This window comes from Peptoniphilus genitalis, from assembly GCF_023614525.1.
Classification (GTDB): Bacteria; Bacillota; Clostridia; order Tissierellales; family Peptoniphilaceae; genus Peptoniphilus_A; species Peptoniphilus_A genitalis.
On sequence record NZ_CP097885.1, the window covers coordinates 451,142 to 475,860 of the forward strand.

Here is a 24,719-nt window from a genome sequence, read left to right on the forward strand (position 1 = left end):
TCCTTTCTTATTTTACATTTTTAAATACATAGACTGCTTTTCTAGCATTGTCCCATTCTATTGTTTGGTTTTTACCATCTTTAATATCTCCATGACTAGCTCCGAAAGCTTTGGCAATATTTGAAATTGAAGCATGAATTCTTCCATTTATAATCACTGGCTTAACATCTGAATTGTAGACTTTTCCATCTGAATCTCTCATAACACCAGTATCAATATTTAGTCTTAATGTCTTTTTAGCTAGGATATTATTCTCCTTATTTGAGAAAATAGCTTCACGAGTAGAGTTGTCATACTCAACATTAAAACCTAGAGTATAAGCAATATATCTTACTGGAATCATAGTTCTTCCTTGGTCTACATAAGTTTTTACATCCATATAGACTGTTGTCTTACCATCTTTATTGATAATGTTATAGAAGTTTTTGTCTACTTGGAAAACTGCAAATTCTTTTTCATCTTTAACTTGTTTTTTGCCTTGTTGTTCCTCCTGTTTTTTCATCTTGTTAAGATCAAATTGATTTAGGATATTCTTGTCATCAGCTTTCAAAATTTCGTCCCACTTCTTATCTTGAGATTTCTTATCTTCTTTCTTCTCTTTGTTTTCTTTTTGAAGTTTTAGAAGTTCATCTAATTTCTTAGATAAGTCTTGGTTTAGGTTTTTGTCTTTTTCATCTTTAGCTTGTTTTTCAAGTTCTTCTTTCGATTTTTTATTTGCTTCCTCGATTAACTTCTTTGCTTCTTCGATTTTCTTATCTAATTCTTCTTTTAGCTTTTTAATTTCTTCTTCAGAAGCTTTTTGTTTTTCTTCTAGTCCTTTAATCTTATCTTCTAATTCTTTTTTTGTATTTTCAGAAGATTCTTTTAAACTATCAATAGTCTTTTGAAGCTCTTCAATTTTTTTACAGCATTCTGACTTAGAATTTTCTGTCTCTTTCTTTTTAGACTCTAAGTCTTTTATCTTAGTATCTTTTTCATCAAGAACTTTTTCTAAGTCCTTAATTCTATTATCTTTATCCTCAATTTCTTTAGTCTTTTTTGCAAGTTCTCCTTCTAAAGACTTGAGCTTTTCTTGCATTTCTTTGATTTTATTTTCGTTTTTATCGGTCTTTTCTTTCTCAGCTTCTAACTCCCATTTTGTAGATGAATAATCTTCTTTTAGCTTTGCATTTTCATCTTCTAATCTTTTTAATTCATCTTTAAGCTGAGTAATTTCTGCTATTAGTTCATCATTATTAGAGTTTTTAAGATTCTCAATTTCTTTATTCAATTGAGCAATCTTATTATCTTTATCTCTAATTTCTTCTTCTAGCTTAGCTTTTTCTTGTTTTAGTTTCTCTCCATTATCTTTGCAAGATTCTAACTTTTCCTTTAATTCATCTATCTTTGATTGGTATTCTTGTTTCTTATCATTTAAGTCTTTAATCTGATTTTCTAAGTCCTTAATGTTTTTAGTTAAATCATCAATCTTATTGTCCTTTTCATCAATATCTTGCCCTGTTAAATCTGTTTGAGTATCAATGGAATATTTATTTGGATTGTAAATCTTGATAGTTCCTGAATAGTAGTATTTTGGAACTGAAAAGTCCAATTCTACCATGTCTACATCTTTTGGAAATGTTAGTCCTCCATCTTCATCTTTGATTAGATTTTTGTAATTAGAAATTCCGAGTTCTCCATTATATCCTAGATTATTAAGATAGAAAGGATTTTGTTTTGGTCTATATTCTACAACTTGATTCCCTATTAATTTAGCTCCAGTATTATTAAGTTTAGGATTGCTTGGTGCATTAATTCTCCTCAATGCATTCTTATAAAAAGCTCCACCTTCAATAACTTCAACACTATCTGGTATTTCAATTTCTTCTAGTTCGTTTTCAAAGAATAATCCATCTTTTATAACCTTTAAACCTTTTGGAAGTCTAGCTCTTTTTATCTTATTTTCTCTAAAAGCAGCACCACCAAGGTTTGTTACTGAATCAGGAATATAGATTTCTTCTAAATTTGTATTGTTAAATGCCCAACTTTCAATTGTTTTTAAATTGCTTGGCAATTTAATTTCTCTTATTGGGCAATATACAAAAGAGTTGCTCTTAATTGTTTCTAGGGATTCTGGTAAAGTAATCTTCAAATCTTTTAACTTTGATATTCTTGGAATATCAAACATATTTTGTGAGTAACCAGAACTATTTATATATCCAATAGTTTTAGTACCTTCTAAAAACTTAATTTCTTGAGTTTTCTCTGCTTTTTCCCATCCTGTTTTACTTAGTCCTGCTACATGAGTCTTATCTCCTTGATGGTAAATAAAATCATCTTCCGTCCAAGTAACATCAGACTTTGCAAATGCACTTGTATGCACAGTTGATGTCAAAATTAATAAAAGAGCCATAAAAAAGGCTCTTAGTTTGTTCGTATTAAATTTCTTCATTATGAATGTTCTCCTTTTCTTTTAATTTTTCTTCTCTTTTTCTATCATTGATTTTCTCCATTAATTCTTCCAAGCTGATATTGTTCCTCCTAAGAGTTACAATTATTTCTTCATTTTCAACTTGTATTTCTTCATCGCAAATTTCCTTGTATTTTGCATTTAGATCTTTTAATTTCTCTTCTATTTTTTTCTTTTTGTTTCTAATACTTATAAGCTTCCTGTTCACATAATATCTCCCTTCTATCTTGGTCTTCCAAAACCATAAAAGTGTGATTTCCAATATTTTGAATTTATTGATGTGTATTGAATTGGATCTCCTGCGTGAATCATCATTCCGTTACCTGCGTATATTCCTACGTGAGATATTGGAGTTCCACTGTTATATGTTGAGTGGAAAAATATAATATCTCCAGGTTGAGCTTCACTTGGACTTACTGGATTACAATAGTCTTTGTATATTCTCCATGCAGTTGTTCTTGGCATTCTCTTTACACCAGACTTTGTAAATGACCAACATACAAAACCTGAACAGTCAAAGTTAGATGGTCCACTTGCTCCAAACACATATCTTTTGCCTATATGTTTTTCTGCTTCATTAAAAAGAGCCTTTGCAGTAGCTGAATCAAAAGCAAGACCAGGATTTCCAAAGTTTGGATTATCTACTATTTCTCCTAAGTCCCCATTACCTGATCCAAAAACATCTCCCATATTTCCCTTAGCTTCAAGAAGAGCTTCATAATGAACTACATTGTCTGGATAATCTTTAAATATTTCCCTAACAACTTCATCCATTTCTTTTTTCTTTAAAGTTACAATTAACTTTTTATATTCGTACTCTTCTTTTTCATAGCTAGTATAAGGATTGCCACGACTATCATATCTAGTTCTTGCTACTGTTCTTGTTCTAATTTCAATTTCTTCTTTAAAAACAAGTTTATACATCTTATCGAAAAGTTCTTTTAAAATTCCTTTTACTTCAGACGCTGATTTTACCTCTCCACATCTTGAAGTTATATAGGATAAAAGCTCATGGGTATTATGACCAATTTCTCCTTCTTTGTTTATAATATATTCGTCATATCCAGGATGACTTGTTTTTACACTTTCGATTTGTGATTGTAGGTCATACTCCATTGATGAAAATTCTTGATTAACTTCACTTAGAACTGTATCTTGTGATAGATATGTTGTTGTCATTACTGAGTTCACTGAGTTACTCAGTCCACTCATCCCAACACTTCCGCCACCAACCATGATTGATAGCATAAGACCTAGTCCTATTACCACAAATAAAACCATCTTACTTTTTCTTACGATTAGCTCTTTAGAAGCTTTACCTAAACTTAAAATAGCTTTTTTAACTCTATCTACCAGTCTTGTTTCGTGCTTTTTAGCTATCATGCTCTTCATTTGTTTTCTCTGGTAAAACTTCTTAAATCTATTTTTCTTTATATAGGCATCTGACTTTTTTAAATCTTCTAATCCATTTTTAAACTCCAACTTGCTTTTTCTCTTTCTTATTTTTTTATCAAGTTTAGATAGCTTTTTTAAGGACTTTTTCTTTTTGTCTAGCTTATACTTCCTTATTCCATGCTGGAGTTTAGAGCTTACATTAGCGGCCTTTTCTCCAGATTCCACACCAGTATTGTCAGATCCTGAACTTAGATAATCTCTCACTAACTCTGATGACTTAGCTCCAGATAATAAAACCCCAGAAGATAGACTTCCTTTAGTTTTATTCTTTAAGATATTATCCTTTAGCTTACTTTTAGACTTTTCAAGCTCTCCAATCTTTTTATCTGAGATAAAGTCTTTAACATCTTGTGCTTTCTTAGAATATTTCGTTGTAACTTTCTTAGATTCATTTTTTAAGTCATCGATTTTCTTGCGAGTGAATTTATCACTTTCATAATTTTTTCTCTTGTAGTAAGTCTTCTTTTTATTAACTTTCTTTTGTTCTGAAGGTTTAAGGCTTGTTTCCTTTTCATCTTTTATAAATTCAGGATTATTGTCTTTATTCTCAGGATTATCAAAAGTCTTATCTGTATCAACTTCGCTTAGCTTATTTTCTTTATCTATCTCTTTAGAAATTTTTTCCTTATCTCTAAACTTCTTTTCTTGATAAAGCTTCTGCTTTTGTTTTTTATCGATATTAGTATTAGTCTCGTTCTTACTTACTTCATTTTTAACAAGCTTATCTTTTCTATATATCCTCTTACTATTCTTTGCTTCAATAGGTTTATCTTCACTTGTGTGGATTCGCTTAGACTCTTTCTCGTTGATTTTGTCTTGGAATTTATCCTTACTATGGATAAGTTTATCCTCATAATTTTTAAGAACTTGTCTTTTACTTGATGCCTTCTTATTGCTTATTGGTTGAGCATTAGCTGAAATATCATCTGTTGTTAGTTTATTAGAATTAATATTTCTACTGTTTTCACTATCAAAATTTACTTTTTTAAAGTCTACATCTAAGTCTTCATCAAGTTTAAAGCTTTCATCTGTCCTTATTTCAAGATTGGCTTGTTTTGTTTCTTCAGCCTTAGCTTTATTATCTAAAACTTCTTTTTTAATTCTTTCCTTGTTTTTAGACTTCTGAAAATCTTTTAGTTTATCTTGTTTTTGATCTTTAGCTAATACATTCTCATGGATTAATTTAGATTCTTTTTCTGAAATTTTATCTCCGAACCTATCCTTAGTCTTAATAATCTTATTGGTATAATCATCTGAATGAACAAGTTTACTATCCATATTTTTTTCAGGAGCGTCCCTATTTCGTATAATTTTCTTTTGAAAATCTTTTTTTAGTTTTTTATCCATATCACACCTACTTAGCTTCTTCTGGTTTAGTTGTCATTAGCTTATATAGCATAGTGTCTTTAGGGAATTTATCTATAAAGGGAACAATAGTATTTCCAAAGAATAATAGTCCCTCACCTGCGTTTGAATTAGTAATATAGTTTAACTGATAAGGCGATATTTTTAATTTCTTAGCAAGAATATCCCTATCTCCAGATGCTTGATTTAACATTAGAACAAAGTCTGTATTATCAAAGATATTTTCAATTTCCTGACTTGTTAAAAGATCTTTTACGTTTTGAGTTATACCTGTTGGAATACCGCCCCATTTTCTAAATCTTTTCCAGATTTCTACTGAATATGAAGCAGTTTGTGGGTCTTTTAATAAAAGGTGGAACTCATCTATATAGTATCTTGTAGACTTGCTTCCTCTATTTAGGGAAACCTTGTTCCAAACTTGGTCTTGAATTACAAGCATACCTATTTTTTTAAGTTGTGTTCCTAGCTCTTTTATATCAAAGCAAAGCAGTTGCCTATTTAGGTCAACATTTGACCTATTATTAAATACATTAAGACTTCCCTTAACATAAATTTCCATTTCTGTTGCGAGCTTCCTACCAACTCCCTCTTCTTGAGATAGAAGCATATCGTATAAATCTCCTAATATAGGCATATTTTCTGGTTTGGGGTCTTCAAAATACTTTTGATATATCTTTGGTAAGCACCTATCTATAACAGATTTTTCTGCAGCAGTAAGACCAGATCCTCCTACTACAAGTTCAAGCATAGACATTATGAAGTTTGCCTTATCCTTTAAAGGTGCGTCCCCATCTCCATAGTTCATATTTATATCTAGTGGATTTAGGTAGTCCTTTGACTTTGCCGAAACTTTAATAACTTCTCCATTAAATTGTTTTACAAGGTTTGAATACTCGCCCTCAGGATCACAAATAATTACATCATCGTCTGTTACAAGAATTGCATTTGCCATCTCTCTCTTTGCCGAGAAAGATTTACCAGAACCTGGTGTTCCTAATATTAGTCCGTTAGGGTTCTTTAGTTTCTTCCTATCTGCCATAATCAAATTTTGACTAAGGGCATTTAAGCCATAATACAAAGAATTTGCCGAATCAATAAATAGCTCTTCTGTTGTAAAAGGCATAAATACTGCCGTTGATGATGAAGTTAAAAATCTTTTTATTTCGACTTGATTAACTCCTAAAGGTAAGGCAGAAACAAGTCCTTGCTCTTGTTGGTGAGATAATCTTTTCACTTGACAATTATGTCTATTTGCAATTGATGAAATTTGAGCAATGGTGTTTTCTAGTTTTTGATTAGTCCTAGCAAAATTCATCATTACTATGGTAACTACAAAGAGCCTTTCATCTCTATTTTGTAAGTCAGATAACATGGACTTAACATCAGCCCCAAAAGTATTTATATCTGAAGGAATAATATCCATATCATATCCAGCACGAACTGCTTTTTTTTGTTCTTCAATTTTCATTCTATCCAGGTCTGTATTTTTTCTCTTAATGAGTTTAATGGCTTCTGCTTGTTCAACTACATCTATATGAAAAGCTACATAAATATTGTCATCAATATCTAAAAACTCAGATAACATTCTGTCTGATAACTCACTTGCAAGTATTTGAAAATGGCTTACTGCTCCAATATATTTACCAAATTTAAAATTATTTACTGGTGCAAAATTAAAGATATTGGGAGTTATATGTGACTTTGTAGACTCTTTCTTCTTCAAATCTTTATATGAAAAATAAAAGTTTTTGTCTGGATTTAACATATCGTGAACAAGTCTTAGCCTTTCTTCACCATCAAGGCTTTCTGCTCTTACTCCCATAGATTTAAAGTTAGATAAAATATCTACTTCAAGTCTATTTAACTTTGCTCTTGCTTGCTCTAGGTTATCGGCTTCTGTTGTAAAGGTTATATACTTCATCTTTTTAAGTCCGTTATTGCCCTTTGCAAGTTGAAGCTTTAACATCTCCCTAAACTCTTTTCTTACATCGTCATAGAAGTCTCCCTTATCAGCAATTTTAATTGCATCTTGTAGGTCTTTATTTCTTCCTAATTGATTTACATACGAAAGTTCAATGTGGACACTTGGATCAAAAGAATTTAAAAAGTTGGCAAATTGGTTAAAGATTAAATCTCTATCTTCTTCCAATGCCAACTGGTAATTTATATCTTGAAATGAAATTGTCCTTGAATAATTTTTTTCATCTAACTGGCAAATGCCCTCTGGTAACATTCTTATATAGGGAATTGTATCTTCAACAGTAAATCTCTTTTTCTCTTTCTTTAAAAGTACACTTAGAAGACTATTTGTTGGATCTTTCTTTGTTTTTAGCCTTCTTACTTCCTTTCGGTCTTTTTTTAATTGTTTTTCCCTTAGATTTAAGTCGCTGATTTGCTTTTTTCTTTGCTTCAATGTATGCCTCCTTTCTTATTCTCTTAGTTGGTTGATAAAACTTATGAAGATAGAAAAATTTAAAATATTTTTCAAAAGTTAAGGTATCTTTTTCATATAAGGTTATAAAAAAGATTGGCAGGGTTACTATTAGCATTACAATGATAGAAACATCATTAGGTAGATATTTCTTCATAAATAAATAGGTTGGTATACCAATTAGTCCTGCCACAGAAAAACCTATAAGTTGTCTTTTGGTTAAGTTAAAGGCAACCTTTGTTTTAATCTTGTCCAAATCTTTTGGTATTGGTACATATGCCATTTTAATCTCCCTCTACTTCTTCTTTGGAAAGTTCAAGTATATGGTCATAATTAGATGTTGTTTCCTCTTCCAGGTAGCTAATTCTTTCTTCTAATTCTTCTTGTTTTTCTTCATTTCTGTCATTGTATTCGCCTTGATACATAACAAATTCATTGTGACATCTTCCGAGTCTATTTATTCTCCTCTTTAAGTTTCTAATCTCTTCATTTCTTTTCTTCTCTTTTAAGATTTCATAAGTTCCTCCTAATAAAATTCCAAGTCCCAATAAAGCACAATTTTTCTTTTTTAACATTTATTCCTCCTAGTGCGTATTCATAATACTTTTTGCAACTGTTCCACTCTTAAACATCATAAGTCCAAGTAGTAGAGCATATCCTAATATACTAAACAAGCTTGCGTGAATATCTGTAATCTGTACCGTTCTTATTAAAACGGTGTAGATACCTAAACATACCATCAAAAACAAACCTTGTAGTCCCAAGGCAAAAAGTCCCTTGATATAATTTGTTCCAATCTGACCCCATTCTTTATTTCCCATAGTCGCAAATGGTATGGATGATACTGATGAGTAGACATATATTTCAAACATACGCCCATATACTATTAAGGTAATAGTTAAAGATATACATTGAATTGCAATCCTTACAAGGCTTGTTTCAACTAATATCATTAAAAGCTCACCTATTTCTTTTTCTTTTAATGTATCAACCATTGCAACTATCTGATCTCCTGAAACAGTGGCAGAAGTAGTGATTACCCCTGCCGCTTTGTTTACAAGATTTTGTGCCACATCAAAGACTGCCATTGAAAATTCAAAGGCATGGCTTGCAAGGTAGACTGCTATAAACATCTTTATAATGTATTTGAAAAACTCAAAAGTATCTGTATCGTGCATATTATTCTTTTGCATAACCATATTTATGAGTTCAATACATAAAACTGCTGTTATGATAAGACCTGCTATTGGAACGATCACATTATCATTAATGTTTTTTATGAAGTTATACACTTCTCCATTCCAACCCATTGGTGTCTTCCCAACATCAGTTGCAATAACTCCTACCTTGTCATTTATATCTAAGAACATGGACTCAAGATTTGCTTTGATACCTCCGAGTAGCATATCCTTAAAAAATTCAGTTAGCTTGTCAAAGATACCAAACATAGACTTTCTCCTATTTTAAAGCATTTGCAAGTAGTGGAATTAATTTAATACCGATTAGTACAATTCCCCCACCAGCCATAAGCTGCTTAATACCTTGAGATTTAGCACCAGGGTTATCATTACCATAACCTTCCATTAAGTTAATAACTCCCCATGCTCCTAAACCTGCACCAATTGCAGTTACAAGTGTCTTTAAAACTCCAACTCCAGCTGTAAAAAATTCCATATTATTCCTCCTCGTTTTCTTTCTTATTTTCTATTTTATTTAGTGATTTAACTATAAAATTCTTGTAGACCTTATCTCCTTTTTTGTTTTCTTTGAAATATCCAAAGACATGGATTAGATCTCCTTTATCTAATTCTTTTGCACGTTCGCTTTTTTCTCCGTAGACTGAACAATTTATATATTCTTTTCCTTTACCATATTTTTTAATGAGAGTAAAATTTGCTACATCTACTTTTTCTCCATCTCTTTCAAATTCTGATAATTCCACTTCTTTAACTAAATTTGCATTAATATTTATCATTTCTCTATCCATTAATTTCTTCTCCTTAATCTATAAATTTCAATTAAAAAAGCGACTGGATCTATTTATTTCCAATCGCTATACATTATTCCTTATTAAATTGTTCTAAGTAGGAGCTCTTATCCTTAACATCTTAACCTCCTAATTTTGAGTATAAAAAAAGCAGTAAACTTTATAATTACTGCTTTAATAAAATATCCTATATTATTAATCATTAAATGAACAATCTCGACAAATACCACCTACATCTTCTCGCCTATCCTTAAATCCCTTTCCACATTTAGAGCAAATAAATGCATAATCATTATTGTAATTCTCCTCTTCTAAATAAGAGTCATCGTAGTCTTCTTCATTTTTGTTTATAGAATCTTGATCTATCTGAATTTCAATTATTTCAATATCTGTATATTCTTTATCATTATTAATATAAAAAGAATCTTCTTCGATATCATCTTTATTAATTAATCTTGTGACATTAACTATGACACTTCCACTAAATTCTTGTTCTATTGGTGGTGATTGTATGACTTCTTTTGTATCATCATCACGTCCCCAATAATCAAAGGATACACAACTTAAATTTATTAAATATTCTAGCTCATAAGTTATACTAACAATCTCGTCTGTAAACTCTTCATAAGTATCTAATATCTCATTGAATTCACAATTATTTATATCTAATTCTTCAATACCCTCACTTCCAATAACATACGATTCTAGATAATAATAGTTGTTATTATAAATACTGTCAACTATATCATTAGAAATATCTTGTTTTACTCTTTCTACATATGACACATCTTTTCTATTTAAATCTACATAAACATTAAAATCATATCTATCATATACTTTTGAAGCGAAATTCTGAAACATTCCTGTTGTTAAAAATTCAATATTTACATTTGGATTTTTTTCTTTAAATTCACTTAATAATTTATCGTGAACTACTAAATTATCTTGACTATCCTTACTCCACCAGTCTTCTTTTATATCATTCGTAATAAAAATAATATCTTTTACTGATTTTTCAACTGGTAAATCTAATATCTCTTTCCAAACAAATAAATCTCCAAATTTTTCAACTCCATCTTTATTAATGTCCTCATATCCAGGCGGAATTTTATATTTATACCTAAGTTCACCCTCTCTAATAATTTTTAATTGTTCACTAAACCTTATCCTATTACCTATCCTATTATTTTTTTCTAAATATGAAATAAGATTATCTATATCTTTAATTATTTCAGGAGAATCTGTTGTTATTTCATCATATTCAATACCAACACTATTTTTATAAGATTTGATTATTTGTTTTAATTCAACTAACTTGTTATTTAAATCATTCTCCAAATTTTTTCTTCCAAAATAATTATATTTAGATGATTTAATCAAGACACTCTCTAAATTTTTTTGACTCCTTTCAATTACTCTTAGTAAATCTTTTTCAAAATTTTGATACTTTTTTTTCAATTGTCCGAATACGCTATATTTATTTTTATTAAATTCTTTATACACTTGATTCGGAATCCATATTAAATCCTTACACTCCTTGAAAATTTCTAATATGTTTTTGCTACTGTATAATGAATATCGAGCTAAGTCAAGTATTACATTTGTATCTAATACTATTATAGAGGTTTTTCTATTTATTATTTTTTTAAATTTTTCATAATTCAATTAAAGCACCAACCTTATTATTTAATTACATTCACAAAATTATTAAGTTTTTTCCATTTTCTAATCTTAGTCCTAAATATTCCAAATGGTGCTACTGTATTTACATGGATAAATTTATATACTTCCCAAGTTGCAGTTTTTGTTGCTTCATCTGCCCATTTTCTCATATGTGGTTTAAATAATTCTTCCTCTGTAAGATTATCTATCAAAGAGTAAATATCTTCTATATTCTGTGATAGTTGTTCTTTTAATTCCTTTAACGATTTATGAGCATAGGTATCTGTAAACCATTGATACAATTCTCCAAGTTGATTCCACTTAAATTTGTCAGATGGCGTTTTAACCTCAATTCCCTTTTTTTCATCTTCTTCCCATTTCAAAACTAAAGTTGTCCAACCTACTTGATAGGCAAGATTTTCAGCTGGTGTCCTATCAACTTGATCTACTCTTTTATCTTTTAATTCTTCTGGGATATTATCAAACTCTGAAATATATTTTCCAAAAGTTTTCTTTATCTCATTTTTTAATTCTTCCTTACTTTCATAAGACCTCATATGCCTACCTCCATGGTTTATATAGATATTATACCAAAAATATTTTTATCCTAGGCTTAATTCATAATCTTGTAATCAAACTGTTCCTGTTTATTTTTATTTTATCTCTATTTGTTAAATACTCTTCCACATCAAACAAGTTTTTCTTATCATAATCTTCCAACAACTTGTAATTCTTATGCTTTGTAATATCGAATTTATCAGATAGAAAAGGTCTTACTCCTCTTAACTGATAAATACACTTACCGCCATCCATTACAGTTATTTCATCTTGACTCATAAGTTCCTTGCCAGTTTTTTGGTAATTTAGACCAAAAGATTTTTGATTGGATCTTGTTTCTGATGTGTTATATAGGTCTATGGTTTCTTTTCCTAAGGTTTCAGATAATTCTTTTACTGTTGTTTTTTCTTTTCCTCCTAAAAAGAGTGTAGAGTCGCAGTTACCAACTATTGTATCTGCATGGTCTTTATAGATTGCTTTTAATTGAGATTGTGCTTGCAGTATTATGCTTGCCGATATTTCTCTTGAACGAATTGTTGCAATCAATTTTTCAAATTTAGGAATTAATCCTATATTTGCAAACTCATCAAGTAGACACCTAACATGAACTGGAAGTCTTCCACCATACACATCATCTGCCTTATCACATAGAAGATTAAATAGTTGAGAATACATTATTGAAACTACAAAGTTAAAGGTATCATCTGTATCTGATATTATTACGAATAAAGCAGTTTTTCTATCTCCAATTTTATCAAGCTCTAATTCATCTTCGCTCATTAGTTCTCTAAGCTCTCTTATATCAAAAGGTGCAAGTCTTGCTCCACAAGATATTAGAATTGACTTGGCAGTTTTTCCTGCTGCCAGCTTATATTTCTTGTATTGCTTAACTGCAAAATGACTTGGATCTTTCTTTTCAAGAGCTTCAAAAAGCCTATCAATTGGGTTCATATAGGTTTCGTCATCTTCTCTAACCTCACTTGCGTCAATCATATCTAAGAGTGTTTTAAAATTCTTTTCTTCTTCAGGTGCTTCATAATAAATATACCCAATAAGAGCAGTGTAATATAACTTTTCAGCCTTTACCCAAAAATCTTCTCCTGCCTTTTCTCCATCTCCCTTGGTGTTAGCAATTATGGTTTGGACAAGCTTTAAAATATCTTTTTCACTTCTCAAGTATGCAAAGGGATTGTATTTCATAGATTTTTTAAAGTTTATTGTGTTTAATATCTTTATGTCGTAACCATTTTCATAAAGCATTTTTCCACATTCTAACACAAGTGTGCCTTTAGGGTCTGTTACTACATAGGAAGAATGCATTTGCATTAGATTTGGCTTTACATAAAATCTCGTTTTACCTGATCCAGAACCACCTATTACTAATACATTTTTATTTCTGGCATATTTAGGGTTTTTAGGTCTTGAGTTCATTGTTAGTCTTTCGGTATTAGTTATGAGAACATTGTTTTCAAACTTAGGGTCAATATATGGAGCAATATCCTTACTTTCTCCCCATCTTGCAGATCCATATTCCTTGCCTTGCCTATATTTCTTTTTGTTTTTACCTTTGCTGTAAACAATTAACTTAACAAGACCAGCAACTGAAATACCTACTAACAAGTCCCTTGGATTAAGGCTTGGTATATAAGATAAAGTTCCTATATCAGAAATTCCCACCATTATTTTATCAATAATATCTCCTCCTACATAAGAATTGATGTGCTTAGAAAAGATATTTCCAATGTAGAAGAATGATAGATAGGGAATGTTTGATAATATAAATTTCTTTGGGTCGTCTATTTTAATTATGTTTTTAATATCAGAAAGAATGGCTTCTAATATCTTATTCATCGTAGAAACCTTCACTATCTAATAAAATTAGTAGGTAGTGCCTTCCCTTTGGTGTTATAAATGTTTGTATTCCTACAAGTGTACCTAGTGGATCAACCCATTCTTTAACTTCAAAATATCCCTTGTTCTTATCTGCATAAGGTAAGAGTTTCTTTTTCTTATCTCTATAAATTAATCCCTTATCCATTAAAAAGCCTATAAATTGATTTTGTGGTATTCCTAACTCTTTGGCAGTATTTCTAAAGTTTGTAAGTAGGTTGTAATCTACTAATTTGTCATAATAGTCTGCCTTTGGTCTTAATTCTTCAATTTCTTCTTCTCTTTCAGCAATAATTCTATTGGCTACAAGAATTGCATCTGCAAGTAGCTCTTCGTTAGTTTTCTTTTCTTGACCAGCTATATATCCTCCATTTTTTCTAATACTTGGTAAGACTTCTCTCGTTACCCAAGCTTTGAACATTTTTGCTTGTGGTAGTTTTGATGAAAGGATAAGTGAATACAATCCTGATTCGTTAATTATTGAAATATTCTGTATTCCTCCAGGGGTGTTCCATTTCGTTACACCCTTATCTTCTTCGTCTACATGGTCATAAATAGCTTTTCTGGGATTGACATATCCTAGCATAGTTGCTACTTCATTTGCTATAAAGAAAAACTCACCATCTTTTTCAATAACAGTGAGTTTCCCAAAATTCTTATTTTCAAATGTTTTTAAATTACTTATCATAAGCTTTGCTCCTTATGTTTATTTTTAACTTTATCTTTGCTAATGGTGTCCTTAGCCATATTTTTAAACTTATTTATAGTCTTCGTTATTGAATCTTTTCTATCGGCCTTTCTTTCAGAAGCCTTAACTGCTTTTTTAAAAGCATGTTCCATTACTTTTATATCCTTAGATTGAAAAAACACAGAGTGGTTACCAGTTTCCTTATCTTTCATAACAGAAAACTTCACTCCGTGTTTATTTAAAATTTTCTTTAGTTCTTTTAACTCAGGATCTTTTAGATTAATTTCTTCTAACTGTCCCTTTTTAACCATATCTTTTAGTTTTACTTCTTCTCCGTTATTTTTTATTACATTTTTCAAGCCGCCTTGTTCCTCTATTTGCTTGTGTACTTTCTTTAAGGCATCAAGAATTGCTTTACTTGTTGCTTTTGCAAGTCTTACTTCAAGATTAAGACTTGACCTAGATACTTCTTCATTAATCATCTATTCCACCTCCATATAAAAGTAACTCTTTGTATTTTCTTAACTTCTCTTGATGGATTTTTCTTCTAAAATCTTCTCCTGTAACTTTAACTGGTATTGTCATTTCAAGTATTCTTGAATATATCCTCTGATACTCAAGGTCAATATTAGGATTTTGAATAATTTCCAATGATAAGTTTGTAGTGAAAATTGTCGGCCTGCCTTTTAAGTATCTTGAGTTTATAATGTTATATACTTGTTCTCTTGCATAAGATGTATCCCTTTCAATTCCAAGGTCATCTAAGATTAACAAAGGAATATTAGAGAGGTTACTTATTATTTCATTTGAATCAACCTTAAATACAGATTTTTGTATTTGATTTATTACCTGAGATAAATTCAAAATCTTAACTCTAACTTGTGTTCTTTCGATTAATTCATTTGCTATTGCACAAGCAAGGTAAGTTTTCCCACTACCAACATCTCCATAAAATAAAAGTCCAACATTGTCTTCCTTCATTTGTTCAAAACTTTTAGCATAATTATAGGCAACCTTATAGGCTTGACCTTTTTCATTTAAGAATTTCTCAAAAGTATATTGGTGTTGGAGCGGCGATGAGAAGCAATCTCTTTTCAATGTCGATATTCTCATCAGTCTTTCTCTTTCTTCGTTTTCCTTATCTCTTTTTATTTCACATTCACATTTAATTCTAGGAATAAACTTTGTAAATCCAAGGTCAAGTAATTCTCCATCTACTCTTGTACCACATACTTTGCAATAGATATGTCCATTTCTTTCAATATCATTTTCTCTTAATACAAAATCTTTTAAGTTTTTCATAAACTCTCTCCTATATCGTAATTCATCTTTTTTGTTGAATTTTCATTAATATTTTTTGCCTGATCATTAAGATACCAATTAATTATTGTTGCCTTGTGATCTTGATACACTCTGTTATTTGCTTTCATATATGACGACAACCTATCAATGTACTCATTAATTCTGTTTCCTAACTCATTTGTTAAGTCCTTGTATTCTTCATCAGTCAAAAATATGTTTTTATATATTCCATAAGGCTTTTGTCCCTTACTAAAATCATTCTTTCTTAACTCATTATTACTAATATTGTTATAGTTACCTTCCGATTTTCGAAAATCTTGACTTTCGATATTCGAATCTCTTGAATTTCGATTATCGAACTTCTGGAATTTTGTTTTTCGAACTTCTTGATTTTTTAATTCCATATTATTAAATATGCTCATAAAGTCTTTAACATAAATTCTATTAGGCTTTCCAAGTCCTTGTCTTTTCTTTTCAATAAGTCCTATCCCTGATTTAATATCAAGCTCAGCTATTAATTTATTTGCTTTTTCACTTGCACAATTAAATTGATCTTTTATACTTTCAATTGTGTAATAAATAAAGACTTTTCCATCTTCATCTATCCAGCCATTTTTATATGAAAGACCCATTCTATTAAGCATATATGAGTACAAAACTTTAGCTTCAATAGAAATGCTCTCAAAAACCTCATCTTCCATTAATACCATAGGAAACCTAATGAAGTTATACATCTCAGATTGCCTACTATAAAAATAATCAAAATTCATTCCTACCTCCTTTCTTTGAAATAAAAAAGACGACAGAATTATTATCTTCTATCGTCTACGATTGTCTAATATTTATTTTTCTTTAAATTGATTTTATTGTATAGTTTAATAATTCTAATAATCCAATAACATATATACCTAATTTAGGTAATCCAAATGGACTAAATAAAAATGCTAATATTAGTGCTTCAATTACAATTTGCTTGTCTCCTTGAAAAATGCTAGCTAATCCAATTATAAAAATTAAAGTAGAAACTAAGCTTAACAACGCAGTGCTCAAACTTAATATGAAGGTTAGAAAAGCTATGAGCAAACTCAACACTAATCTTATCGGTAATAAAATTATTCTAATTATCCATCTCATACATACCCCTAAAAATTAAACTGGGATTCATAACAAACCCCAGTTTCATAATTAGCGTGTTCTTTAATATAATTTTGATCCTGCTGGAATATTATCATCCAACATTATTAAGTTAAGTTTTTCTTTTCCGTCGTACTCACAAATTGCAGATATAATCATACCTTCTGAGTCGATTCCCATCATCTTACGAGGAGGAAGATTACAAATCGCAAGTAGTGTCTTTCCAATTAAAGACTCTGCGCTGTAATATTCCTTAATACCAGATAAAATAACTCTTTCTTTTTCAGAACCATCATCTAATGTAAATTTCAAAAGTTTTTTTGACTTTGGAACTTCTTCACAGTTCTTAACTTTTACAACTCTAAAGTCAGATTTTGAGAAAGTATCAAAGTCTACCATGTCTTCAAATAGAGGTTCAACCTTTACCTTTGACATGTCAAGCTTTACACTTGCCTTTTCATCTGCAGCCTTGTTAGCTTTTATTTCAGCAACTTCAGCTCCAAGTGGTTTCATTGTTGGGAATAATAATACGTCCCTAATGCTTGGTTGGTCTGTTAGAAGGACAATCATCCTGTCAACACCAATACCAAGTCCACCTGTTGGAGGTAGACCAACTTCAATTGCATTGATGAAGTCTGAATCCATTGGGTGAGCTTCATCATCTCCTGCTGCCTTTTCTGCAACTTGTGCTTCAAATCTTTGTCTTTGATCTATTGGGTCATTAAGTTCTGAGAAGGCATTGGCAAATTCCCAAGTGTTAATGAAGGCTTCAAATCTTTGTGTAAGTCTTGGGTCCTTTGGATTTCTCTTTGCAAGTGGAGAAACATCTACTGGGTGACCAATTACAAAAGTTGGTTCAACAAGGTGCTCTTCACAGAATTCTTCAAACATTTCTGAAAGAAGCTTGCCCCATGTGTCATTTTCATGAACTTCGATGCCCTTTTCTCTTGCAATTTCTCTTGCCTTTTCGTCTGTATCAATTTCATTAAAGTCAACGTCAGCATATTTTTTAACTGCGTCTATCATTGTGATTCTCTTCCAAGGTGCCTTTAAGCAAATTTCTGTTCCTTGGTAGTTAATTGTATCTGTTCCAAGAACTTCAAGAGCTACGTATTCAAATAGATCTTCAGTAATTCTCATCATTTCTTCGTAGTCAACATAGGCTTGGTAAAGTTCAATGTTTGTAAATTCAGGATTGTGTCTAGTGTCCATTCCTTCGTTTCTAAACATCTTGCCCATTTCATAAACCTTGTCGAAGCCACCAACAATTAGTCTCTTTAGGAATAATTCATTTGCAATTCTTAGTTGCATATCAATGTCAAGAGTGTTGTGGTGAGTGTAGAAAGGTCTTGCGTTTGCTCCACCTGCTACGGTACCAAGGATTGGTGTTTCAACTTCTAGGAAGTCCTTATTGTCTAGGAACTCTCTTATCTTCTTGATAATTTTATTTCTCTTAATAAATACATCCTTAACTTCAGGATTTACAATTAAGTCAACATATCTTTGTCTGTATCTTAGGTCTGGGTCCTTAAGTCCGTGGAATTTTTCTGGAAGAATTTGTAGGGACTTTGAAAGTAGAGTTATATCAGTTGCACGAACTGTGATTTCTCCAGCTTCTGTCTTAAATACAATTCCCTTAACGCCGACAATATCTCCAATGTCAATGCCCTTAACGTCTTCGTATTTATCTTCAAGGACATCCTTTCTTGCAAAAACTTGGATGTTGCCTTCTGAGTCTCTAAGGTCTAGGAAGCAAATTTTTCCGTGACGTCTCTTGCTCATAATACGTCCAGCAATAGAAACTTCTCTTTCATCTGCTTCGTTGAATTCTTCTTTAATTCCCACTGAATGTGCAGTTACATCATAAGTTTCGTTGACAAAGGGGTCTTTGCCTTCCTTTTTTAATTCATCAAGCTTTTGTCTCTTTAACAAAAGCATTTCATTTAGATTTGCATCTTCTGTTTTCTTCACAAACTGCCTCCTAAATAGTTATTCCACAAATTTCGTACTTGATAATTCCGTCTGGAACTTCAACTTCAACTACATCGCCAACACGGTTGCCAATAAGTTTTGAACCAACTGGTGATTCGTTAGAAATTTTTCCTTCAAGTGGGTCTGCTTCTGCTGAACCAACAATTGTGTACTCGTCTTCTTCCATTGTGTCAAGTTCTCTAACTTTTACGTTGGATCCTATGTTGACAACATCTGTATTTAAATCTTTTTCATCAATAATTTTAGCATTACGAACCATCATTTCAAGCTTAGCGATTCTCTCTTCAACTTGTGCTTGTTCGTTTTTAGCTTCGTCATACTCAGAGTTTTCAGAAAGGTCACCATAGCCAAGAGCTACCTTAATTCTTTCAGAAACTTCTTTTCTTCTAACTGTTTTTAAATACTCAATTTCATTTTCGATTTTTTCTAAACCTTCCGGTGTAAAAAATATATCTTTTTCCAAAACTCTCTCTCCCTCAATTATATAAAAAATAAGGCGTCAGCCGCCTTTCACAAAACCTTTTAATCTAAGCCATTATAATTTATAGGCTTCTAAATGTCAAGAAGATTAAGCGACTAGAGGACTTTCATCAACTTTTTTAATTTTATAAAAAAATAAACTCTGCAAAGATTACAGAGTTTGAAAATTTAAATTTTATCTATATAGTCACTTATTGTTTTTAAAATTTCTTCCTTGTCCTTTAAGTTGTTTAGCTTGTTCCTAACTTCTTTGGAGTCCTTCATTCCCTTAAAATATTCTGCATAGACCTTTCTCATTTCAAGTATGCCAAGCTTCTCTCCCTTGTAAGAAATTTTTCTTTCAAGCTCATCAATCATTAAAAGTAATTTTTCCTTGTCACTTGGCTTGTAGTAGTCGCCAGTTTTTATAAGTTCTTCTATTTGATTAAAGATGTAAGGGTTACCTATTGCCCCACGACCTATTGCTAGACCATCAACCTTGGAATAATTTATTTTTTCTATTGCATCTTCTGGACTGTCAACATCTCCATTTCCTATGACAGGAATTTTAACATTTGCCTTCACTTCTTTTATGAAGTCCCAGTCAGCCTTACCTGTGTAGTATTCTTCCCTCGTTCTTCCGTGAACTGTGACAAAGGTCGCACCTGCCACCTCAATGTTTTTTATAGCCTTCATGGAAGATAGACCACCGATTCCCTTACGGACCTTTGCAGTTACAGGCTTGTTAGAATTTTTTACAACAGCCTTTATAATGTCGTAGACCAGGGACGGGTCACTTAAGAGATGGGACCCCGAATTATTTTTTACAATCTTTGGTGCAGGGCAGCCCATGTTTATGTCAACATAAGAAAAGTCGTAATCATTTAAAATTCTTGCAGCCTCGCCCATGACATCTGGGTCGCTGCCAAAGATTTGGACTGCAACTTTCTTCTCCTTAGGAGATATGTCCAAGAGATCTATAGTTTTTTTGTTTTCATATACAAGTGCCATGGCCGACACCATTTCAGTTACAGTTATGTCTGCGCCCTTTTCAGTAGCCACTTCCCTAAAAGCTATATCTGTGTAGCCTGCCATGGGTGCTAAAATCTTTAACAAAAAATCACTCTCAATCTATTCCCTCAAGTTTGTTGTTCTTTTCATAAATAATTTTTAAACCTTCAAGTGTTAAGAACTTGTTAATAATAAAATTATATTTTGAATCCTTAGTTAACATTGTGGAGAAGCCACCAGTTGAAATAATATTAGTGTCTTCTTCCTTCCAATTTAATTCCTTAAGTAGCTTTGCAACAATCCCATCAATCATTTCAGTGTAGCCGTAGTAAAGTCCTGCTTGCATTGCACCAACTGTGTCAGCTTGAATAACTTTTTTCGGTGCAATTAGTTCTATCTTTGGAAGCTTTGAAGTCATCATGAAAAGAGCTTCAGCAGAAATTCCAATTCCTGGCATAATAAGTCCACCAAGATAATTTCTTTCCTTATCGACAACGCAAAAAGTCATAGCAGTTCCAATGTCAACTATAATTGATTGCTCGCCATAAAGTTCTATAGCCCCAACGGCGTTGACAATTCTATCTGCCCCAACTTGCTTTGGATTGTCGTATTTAATATTAAGTCCAAGTTCAAGGTCTGTGCTCACAACCATTGGGCTCTTGTTAAAGTATTTTATAATCATAGAAGGAAGTGTGTGCATAAGGTTTGGCACAACTGAAGAAATAATTACGTCTTCGATATCTTGTGGGTCTATGTTGGCATGAAGAAGAGTATTTATAAAGATAAGACCATACTCATCAGATGTCCTAGTCTTCACAGTAGAAGTCCTAAAGTCATTGACCAGCTCTCCTCCCTTAAAGACACCCCAAGTTATGGAAGTATTTCCTACATCTATTACTAATAACATTTTTACACCTCTATTTTACAAATTGTATTCATTATATATTTAATGTGGAAGTCTTTCAACTAATTATTTTCTTTAGATTGATAAATAAAGTCTTGCCAAAAATATTTAGGTTAACCATGTTGACAATAAGGTAAACATTATGTAAGATATCTCTGGAGGTTGAAAATGAAAATTCAAACAAAAGACATAACAAAAATTGCACTTTTAGTAGCACTTATAGCAGTGGGAGCTTTTATTTCTATTCCCATTGGACCAGTTCCCTTTACACTACAAAACTTTTTTGTATTTATGACTGGACTTTTACTTACACCCTTTTACGCAGGACTTACAGTTTTTATTTACGTCCTACTTGGTCTAATTGGTATTCCAATTTTTGCCGGCTTCACTGGAGGCATCCAATCAGTATTAAAACCAAGCTTTGGTTTTCTAATTGCCTTTATAATTGGAGCAGCATTTATATCCAAGTTTGCTCACGGTGAAAAAAACTTTGGAAAAATTATGGTAGTCTTAGTTCTTGCAGAAGTTATCTTCTATGCACTTGGACTTCCTTACATGTACTACATCTTAAATGTAGTCATGGGCAACCCAATGGACATATCAAAGGTCTTCACTGTTGGAATGATTCCTTTTATTATTCCTGACATGGCAAAGGCTCTAGTAGCTGCTATTATTGCTCCAAGAATTTTAAAGGCCATGAAATAATTTAGCTCATAATTAATAGAATAATTTTTGAAAGATCCTCGCTTCATGGCGAGGTTTTTTCATTTATATTTATAGTTATATGCTTAAAATTCTGATATAATAACAAAATAGGAGGTTGTTATGAAAGACAATAGAAACAATAAACCTCGTGGAATGATAAAACTTTCAAGCGTAATAAAAATACTTCTCTTAATTGTTGCGGCTGCAATTATTATTTTAGGCTCGCTTGTCACATCAATTGTGTTAGGTATTTTTAAAAAAGCTCCTGTAATAGATCCATCAGAATATAGATCTCAACTTTCTGAAACTTCAAGGATCTATTCAAGTGATGGAAAGCTAATTGAATCACTTATATCTGATCAGTTTAGTGAGTTCGTTCCCTACGAGGACATACCTAAGAACTTAGTAAATGCCATTGTGGCAATAGAAGACGAAAGGTTTTTTGAACACAGCGGAGTTGACTACAAGAGAGTGGCTGGCGCTATAGTTCACGACCTAAAAACTAGGTCTTTTGAACAAGGTGCATCAACTATAACTATGCAGCTTGCCAAAAACTTGTACACTTCCTTCTCAAAAAGTGTAGTGAGAAAAATAACTGACGTCTACTATTCCTATCAAATAGAAGAAAAACTTTCTAAGGAGCAAATCCTTGAAGCTTACTTAAACTCTGCAGGCTTCTCCAAGGGAACTGTGGGAGTCCAAGCTGCTGCAAAAACTTTCTTTAACAAGGACGTATCAGAGCTTGACCTTGCTGAGTGTGCCCTTATAGCTGGTGTAACAAACCTTCCAGAAAAGTACACTCCCTACAATACTCAAGAGATAGAAGACTCAGATGACTTAGGAAATATTGAAGTCGTTCTTCTTCCAAAGAATGAAAACTCTGAGCCAAACTCTGAGAGAATTATAGAAATTGCCAAGAACTTAAATGAGCTTGGACAAATTGATAATTTTGATTTAATTCAAATTCAAAACAACATGCTAGTTCCTGTTAAGGCTGTCTTTAATGAAACTTCTCAAGAAAGACAAAGACTTGTGTTAAAGAGGATGCTTGCTCAAGGACTAATCAGTAAAGAAGATCACGACAAGGCTTTAAACGAAAAAATTGAAATCAACATTGGCTCTCGTAAGGAAAGTGGAATTTCTTCTTTCTATACAGATGTTGTTCAAAAGAATGCTATAAAAATTTTAACAGAATCAGGTTATTCAAAGGAAGAAGCTGCAAACAAACTCTTTAATGGTGGCCTAAAGATTTATACTCCAATGGATATAAATATGCAAAGGACACTTGAAGAAGTTGTTTCCAATCCAAAATATTATTATGGCGGCTTCACAGACAAAAATGGAATCATCCAACCACAAGTTGCATCTGTCATCATCGACCAAAAGACTCACGAAGTTAAGGCCCTTGTTGGTGGTAGAAATGTAAGTGGTGGTAGACTTTTAAACAGGGCTCTTGTTCCAAGACAACCTGGATCATCAATTAAGCCTATTTCAGTTTACCTTACAGCCCTTAACAACGGAGCAACTGCTGGCGATGTTTACCTAGACCAAAAGATGCCAGAAAAATTATTTGGCCACTCACCTAAGAACGATGGTAACTATTATCAAGGTTGGACAACTATAAGAAACCTTCTTCGTCAATCATCAAACGTTGGTGCTTACCAAGTTGCCAGAGATATTTCTGCTGACAAGGATGCTAAAGTTAACAAGAATTCAACTTATTCTAAGGCCTACAACGACGAAGAGTCTCTTAATAAAATGGTGGATACTTTAAAATCAATTGGAGTTTCTACAATAGTTGAGAAAAAGGACAACCCTACATGGAATGACATAGGCTATGCCCCTCTTACACTTGGCGGCATGAGTTATGGAATAAGTCCTTTTGAGATGGCTGGAGCCTTCACTGCAATTGCCAACGAAGGAAAGTATGCCAACCCTTATGTAATTACAAAAATCGAATCAAACACTGGTGATGTAATTTACCAAGTTGACCCTAAAGAGAAAGAAGTTACTACACCACAAAATGCTTACATCTTGACAGATATGCTAAAGGATGTTGTAAGACGTGGTACAGGTAGAAATGCTTCCTTCCCTGGTCAAGAAGTTGCTGGTAAAACTGGTACAACTACTGACAAGAAGGACGTTTGGTTTGTTGGCTACACTCCTTACTACACTTGCTCAGTTTGGATAGGAAATGACAAACATCAAAAGCTTGCCTTTGGTTCAACTCAATCAGCTTATCTTTGGAAACAAATTATGAAGGCTGTTCACGAAGACTTAGACAAAAAAGAATTTGAAGAACCAGATGGAATCTTCACTAAATATGTAAATGGAAGACGTGAACTCCTAGCTGACGGAACTAAGCCACACTACACAAATAAGTACGGCTTCTACAGTGCTTCTGGAGAAAAGAAAAAGGAAGAAAAGAAGAAGGACAATAATAACAATAATAATAACAACAATAATAGTGACAAGAAGAAGAGAAAAAAGAAATCATCAGACAACGAAAACAACAGCAACAAATCAAGTAAAAAGAAAAAAAAATCTTCTAAGTCAATTCTTAATAATGAGGACTAAAAAACTGGAGCATGACTCCAGTTTTTTTAATGCAAATTTTTAACTACATATTTTATTAAAAATTTTAATTTTTAATCATATTTTATTCGCGAACAATCTCTATAAAATATTTTTAACTTTAAATCCTCTATTTATTTCTTATTAACTTTT

General features: G+C 31.8%; 23 protein-coding genes. 2 read left to right on the forward strand and 21 right to left on the reverse strand.

The annotated features are described in order from the left end of the window. Positions 1-7: 7 nt before the first annotated feature. The 21 genes from M9426_RS02155 to M9426_RS02255 all read right to left on the reverse strand — a co-directional run bounded on the left by M9426_RS02155 (position 8) and on the right by M9426_RS02255 (position 21,290). Entirely contained in the window at positions 8-2,431 is a 2,424-nt protein-coding gene (locus M9426_RS02155) for a leucine-rich repeat protein (RefSeq protein WP_250342316.1), read from the reverse strand. Further along, positions 2,418-2,657, reverse strand: a complete 240-nt coding sequence (locus M9426_RS02160; protein WP_001080402.1) for a hypothetical protein — start codon at positions 2,655-2,657, stop codon at positions 2,418-2,420. Before M9426_RS02160 ends, M9426_RS02155 begins: the two co-directional genes overlap by 14 nt. Positions 2,658-2,671: 14 nt before the next feature. Continuing rightward, positions 2,672-5,251, reverse strand: coding sequence for a CD1108 family mobile element protein (locus M9426_RS02165; protein WP_250342317.1), 2,580 nt, complete (start codon positions 5,249-5,251; stop codon positions 2,672-2,674). A 7-nt stretch (positions 5,252-5,258) separates the two neighbouring features. Next, complete coding sequence (locus M9426_RS02170) at positions 5,259-7,682, reverse strand: VirB4-like conjugal transfer ATPase, CD1110 family (protein ID WP_305883875.1); 2,424 nt, start codon at positions 7,680-7,682, stop codon at positions 5,259-5,261. Beyond that, positions 7,573-7,983, reverse strand: coding sequence for a PrgI family protein (locus M9426_RS02175; RefSeq protein ID WP_008902108.1), 411 nt, complete (start codon positions 7,981-7,983; stop codon positions 7,573-7,575). Before M9426_RS02175 ends, M9426_RS02170 begins: the two co-directional genes overlap by 110 nt. A 1-nt stretch (position 7,984) precedes the next feature. After that, positions 7,985-8,275, reverse strand: coding sequence for a hypothetical protein (locus M9426_RS02180; protein WP_002838520.1), 291 nt, complete (start codon positions 8,273-8,275; stop codon positions 7,985-7,987). 9 nt (positions 8,276-8,284) lie between these two features. Continuing rightward, positions 8,285-9,148, reverse strand: a complete 864-nt coding sequence (locus tag M9426_RS02185) for a VirB6/TrbL-like conjugal transfer protein, CD1112 family (protein ID WP_000466919.1) — start codon at positions 9,146-9,148, stop codon at positions 8,285-8,287. Between the two features lie 10 nt (positions 9,149-9,158). Further along, positions 9,159-9,374 carry a Maff2 family mobile element protein gene (locus M9426_RS02190; protein WP_000394203.1) on the reverse strand — a complete coding sequence of 72 codons (216 nt, stop codon included), beginning with the start codon at positions 9,372-9,374 and terminating at the stop codon, positions 9,159-9,161. Between the two features lies 1 nt (position 9,375). After that, positions 9,376-9,687 carry a single stranded DNA-binding domain-containing protein gene (locus M9426_RS02195; RefSeq protein WP_002839977.1) on the reverse strand — a complete coding sequence of 104 codons (312 nt, stop codon included), beginning with the start codon at positions 9,685-9,687 and terminating at the stop codon, positions 9,376-9,378. 195 nt (positions 9,688-9,882) lie between these two features. Beyond that, positions 9,883-11,352 (reverse strand): PIN-like domain-containing protein, encoded by a 1,470-nt coding sequence (locus M9426_RS02200; protein WP_001105422.1) that lies wholly within the window; start codon positions 11,350-11,352, stop codon positions 9,883-9,885. A gap of 17 nt (positions 11,353-11,369) precedes the next feature. Further along, positions 11,370-11,906 carry a ClbS/DfsB family four-helix bundle protein gene (locus M9426_RS02205; RefSeq protein ID WP_250342318.1) on the reverse strand — a complete coding sequence of 179 codons (537 nt, stop codon included), beginning with the start codon at positions 11,904-11,906 and terminating at the stop codon, positions 11,370-11,372. A gap of 61 nt (positions 11,907-11,967) precedes the next feature. Continuing rightward, entirely contained in the window at positions 11,968-13,758 is a 1,791-nt protein-coding gene (locus M9426_RS02210) for a VirD4-like conjugal transfer protein, CD1115 family (RefSeq protein ID WP_250342319.1), read from the reverse strand. After that, the gene (locus M9426_RS02215; protein ID WP_250342320.1) at positions 13,751-14,485 is read right to left on the reverse strand and encodes a phage antirepressor KilAC domain-containing protein; all 735 of its coding nucleotides are present in this window, start codon (positions 14,483-14,485) and stop codon (positions 13,751-13,753) included. Before M9426_RS02215 ends, M9426_RS02210 begins: the two co-directional genes overlap by 8 nt. Beyond that, positions 14,482-14,967: a PcfB family protein gene (locus M9426_RS02220; protein WP_070607662.1), complete on the reverse strand. Its 486-nt coding sequence runs from the start codon at positions 14,965-14,967 to the stop codon at positions 14,482-14,484. The genes M9426_RS02215 and M9426_RS02220 overlap by 4 nt, the downstream gene beginning before the upstream one ends. Continuing rightward, positions 14,960-15,787, reverse strand: a complete 828-nt coding sequence (locus tag M9426_RS02225; protein ID WP_174117965.1) for an ATP-binding protein — start codon at positions 15,785-15,787, stop codon at positions 14,960-14,962. The genes M9426_RS02220 and M9426_RS02225 overlap by 8 nt, the downstream gene beginning before the upstream one ends. Continuing rightward, positions 15,784-16,557 (reverse strand): replication initiator protein A, encoded by a 774-nt coding sequence (locus M9426_RS02230; RefSeq protein WP_250342321.1) that lies wholly within the window; start codon positions 16,555-16,557, stop codon positions 15,784-15,786. The genes M9426_RS02225 and M9426_RS02230 overlap by 4 nt, the downstream gene beginning before the upstream one ends. Before the next feature lie 82 nt (positions 16,558-16,639). Beyond that, complete coding sequence (locus tag M9426_RS02235; RefSeq protein WP_195445367.1) at positions 16,640-16,921, reverse strand: CD1845 family protein; 282 nt, start codon at positions 16,919-16,921, stop codon at positions 16,640-16,642. Between the two features lie 63 nt (positions 16,922-16,984). Next, on the reverse strand, positions 16,985-18,859 hold the full coding sequence (gene lysS / locus M9426_RS02240) for a lysine--tRNA ligase (RefSeq protein ID WP_250342623.1): 1,875 nt from the start codon (positions 18,857-18,859) through the stop codon (positions 16,985-16,987). 43 nt (positions 18,860-18,902) lie between these two features. Continuing rightward, complete coding sequence (greA, locus tag M9426_RS02245) at positions 18,903-19,376, reverse strand: transcription elongation factor GreA (protein ID WP_005958008.1); 474 nt, start codon at positions 19,374-19,376, stop codon at positions 18,903-18,905. Between the two features lie 185 nt (positions 19,377-19,561). Continuing rightward, complete coding sequence (dusB, locus tag M9426_RS02250) at positions 19,562-20,488, reverse strand: tRNA dihydrouridine synthase DusB (RefSeq protein WP_250342322.1); 927 nt, start codon at positions 20,486-20,488, stop codon at positions 19,562-19,564. A 10-nt stretch (positions 20,489-20,498) separates the two neighbouring features. Further along, on the reverse strand, positions 20,499-21,290 hold the full coding sequence (locus M9426_RS02255; RefSeq protein WP_250342323.1) for a type III pantothenate kinase: 792 nt from the start codon (positions 21,288-21,290) through the stop codon (positions 20,499-20,501). 165 nt (positions 21,291-21,455) lie between these two features. On the opposite strand from M9426_RS02255, the gene M9426_RS02260 reads away from it, so the two are divergent. Next, positions 21,456-21,992, forward strand: coding sequence for a biotin transporter BioY (locus M9426_RS02260; protein ID WP_060799769.1), 537 nt, complete (start codon positions 21,456-21,458; stop codon positions 21,990-21,992). Positions 21,993-22,112: 120 nt separating this feature from the next. After that, entirely contained in the window at positions 22,113-24,569 is a 2,457-nt protein-coding gene (locus tag M9426_RS02265; RefSeq protein ID WP_250342324.1) for a transglycosylase domain-containing protein, read from the forward strand. The last annotated feature ends 150 nt before the right edge of the window (positions 24,570-24,719 follow it).

Coding starts and splice junctions, on each gene's coding strand:
- M9426_RS02155 (WP_250342316.1), bottom strand. CDS start 2,431: ATGAAGAAATTTAATACGAACAAACTAAGAGCCTTTTTTATGGCTCTT.
- M9426_RS02165 (WP_250342317.1), bottom strand. CDS start 5,251: ATGGATAAAAAACTAAAAAAAGATTTTCAAAAGAAAATTATACGAAAT.
- M9426_RS02175 (WP_008902108.1), bottom strand. CDS start 7,983: ATGGCATATGTACCAATACCAAAAGATTTGGACAAGATTAAAACAAAG.
- M9426_RS02180 (WP_002838520.1), bottom strand. CDS start 8,275: ATGTTAAAAAAGAAAAATTGTGCTTTATTGGGACTTGGAATTTTATTA.
- M9426_RS02185 (WP_000466919.1), bottom strand. CDS start 9,148: ATGTTTGGTATCTTTGACAAGCTAACTGAATTTTTTAAGGATATGCTA.
- M9426_RS02190 (WP_000394203.1), bottom strand. CDS start 9,374: ATGGAATTTTTTACAGCTGGAGTTGGAGTTTTAAAGACACTTGTAACT.
- M9426_RS02195 (WP_002839977.1), bottom strand. CDS start 9,687: ATGGATAGAGAAATGATAAATATTAATGCAAATTTAGTTAAAGAAGTG.
- M9426_RS02205 (WP_250342318.1), bottom strand. CDS start 11,906: ATGAGGTCTTATGAAAGTAAGGAAGAATTAAAAAATGAGATAAAGAAA.
- M9426_RS02210 (WP_250342319.1), bottom strand. CDS start 13,758: ATGAATAAGATATTAGAAGCCATTCTTTCTGATATTAAAAACATAATT.
- M9426_RS02215 (WP_250342320.1), bottom strand. CDS start 14,485: ATGATAAGTAATTTAAAAACATTTGAAAATAAGAATTTTGGGAAACTC.
- M9426_RS02220 (WP_070607662.1), bottom strand. CDS start 14,967: ATGATTAATGAAGAAGTATCTAGGTCAAGTCTTAATCTTGAAGTAAGA.
- M9426_RS02225 (WP_174117965.1), bottom strand. CDS start 15,787: ATGAAAAACTTAAAAGATTTTGTATTAAGAGAAAATGATATTGAAAGA.
- M9426_RS02230 (WP_250342321.1), bottom strand. CDS start 16,557: ATGAATTTTGATTATTTTTATAGTAGGCAATCTGAGATGTATAACTTC.
- M9426_RS02235 (WP_195445367.1), bottom strand. CDS start 16,921: ATGAGATGGATAATTAGAATAATTTTATTACCGATAAGATTAGTGTTG.
- lysS (WP_250342623.1), bottom strand. CDS start 18,859: ATGCTTTTGTTAAAGAGACAAAAGCTTGATGAATTAAAAAAGGAAGGC.
- M9426_RS02255 (WP_250342323.1), bottom strand. CDS start 21,290: ATGTTATTAGTAATAGATGTAGGAAATACTTCCATAACTTGGGGTGTC.
- M9426_RS02260 (WP_060799769.1), top strand. CDS start 21,456: ATGAAAATTCAAACAAAAGACATAACAAAAATTGCACTTTTAGTAGCA.
- M9426_RS02265 (WP_250342324.1), top strand. CDS start 22,113: ATGAAAGACAATAGAAACAATAAACCTCGTGGAATGATAAAACTTTCA.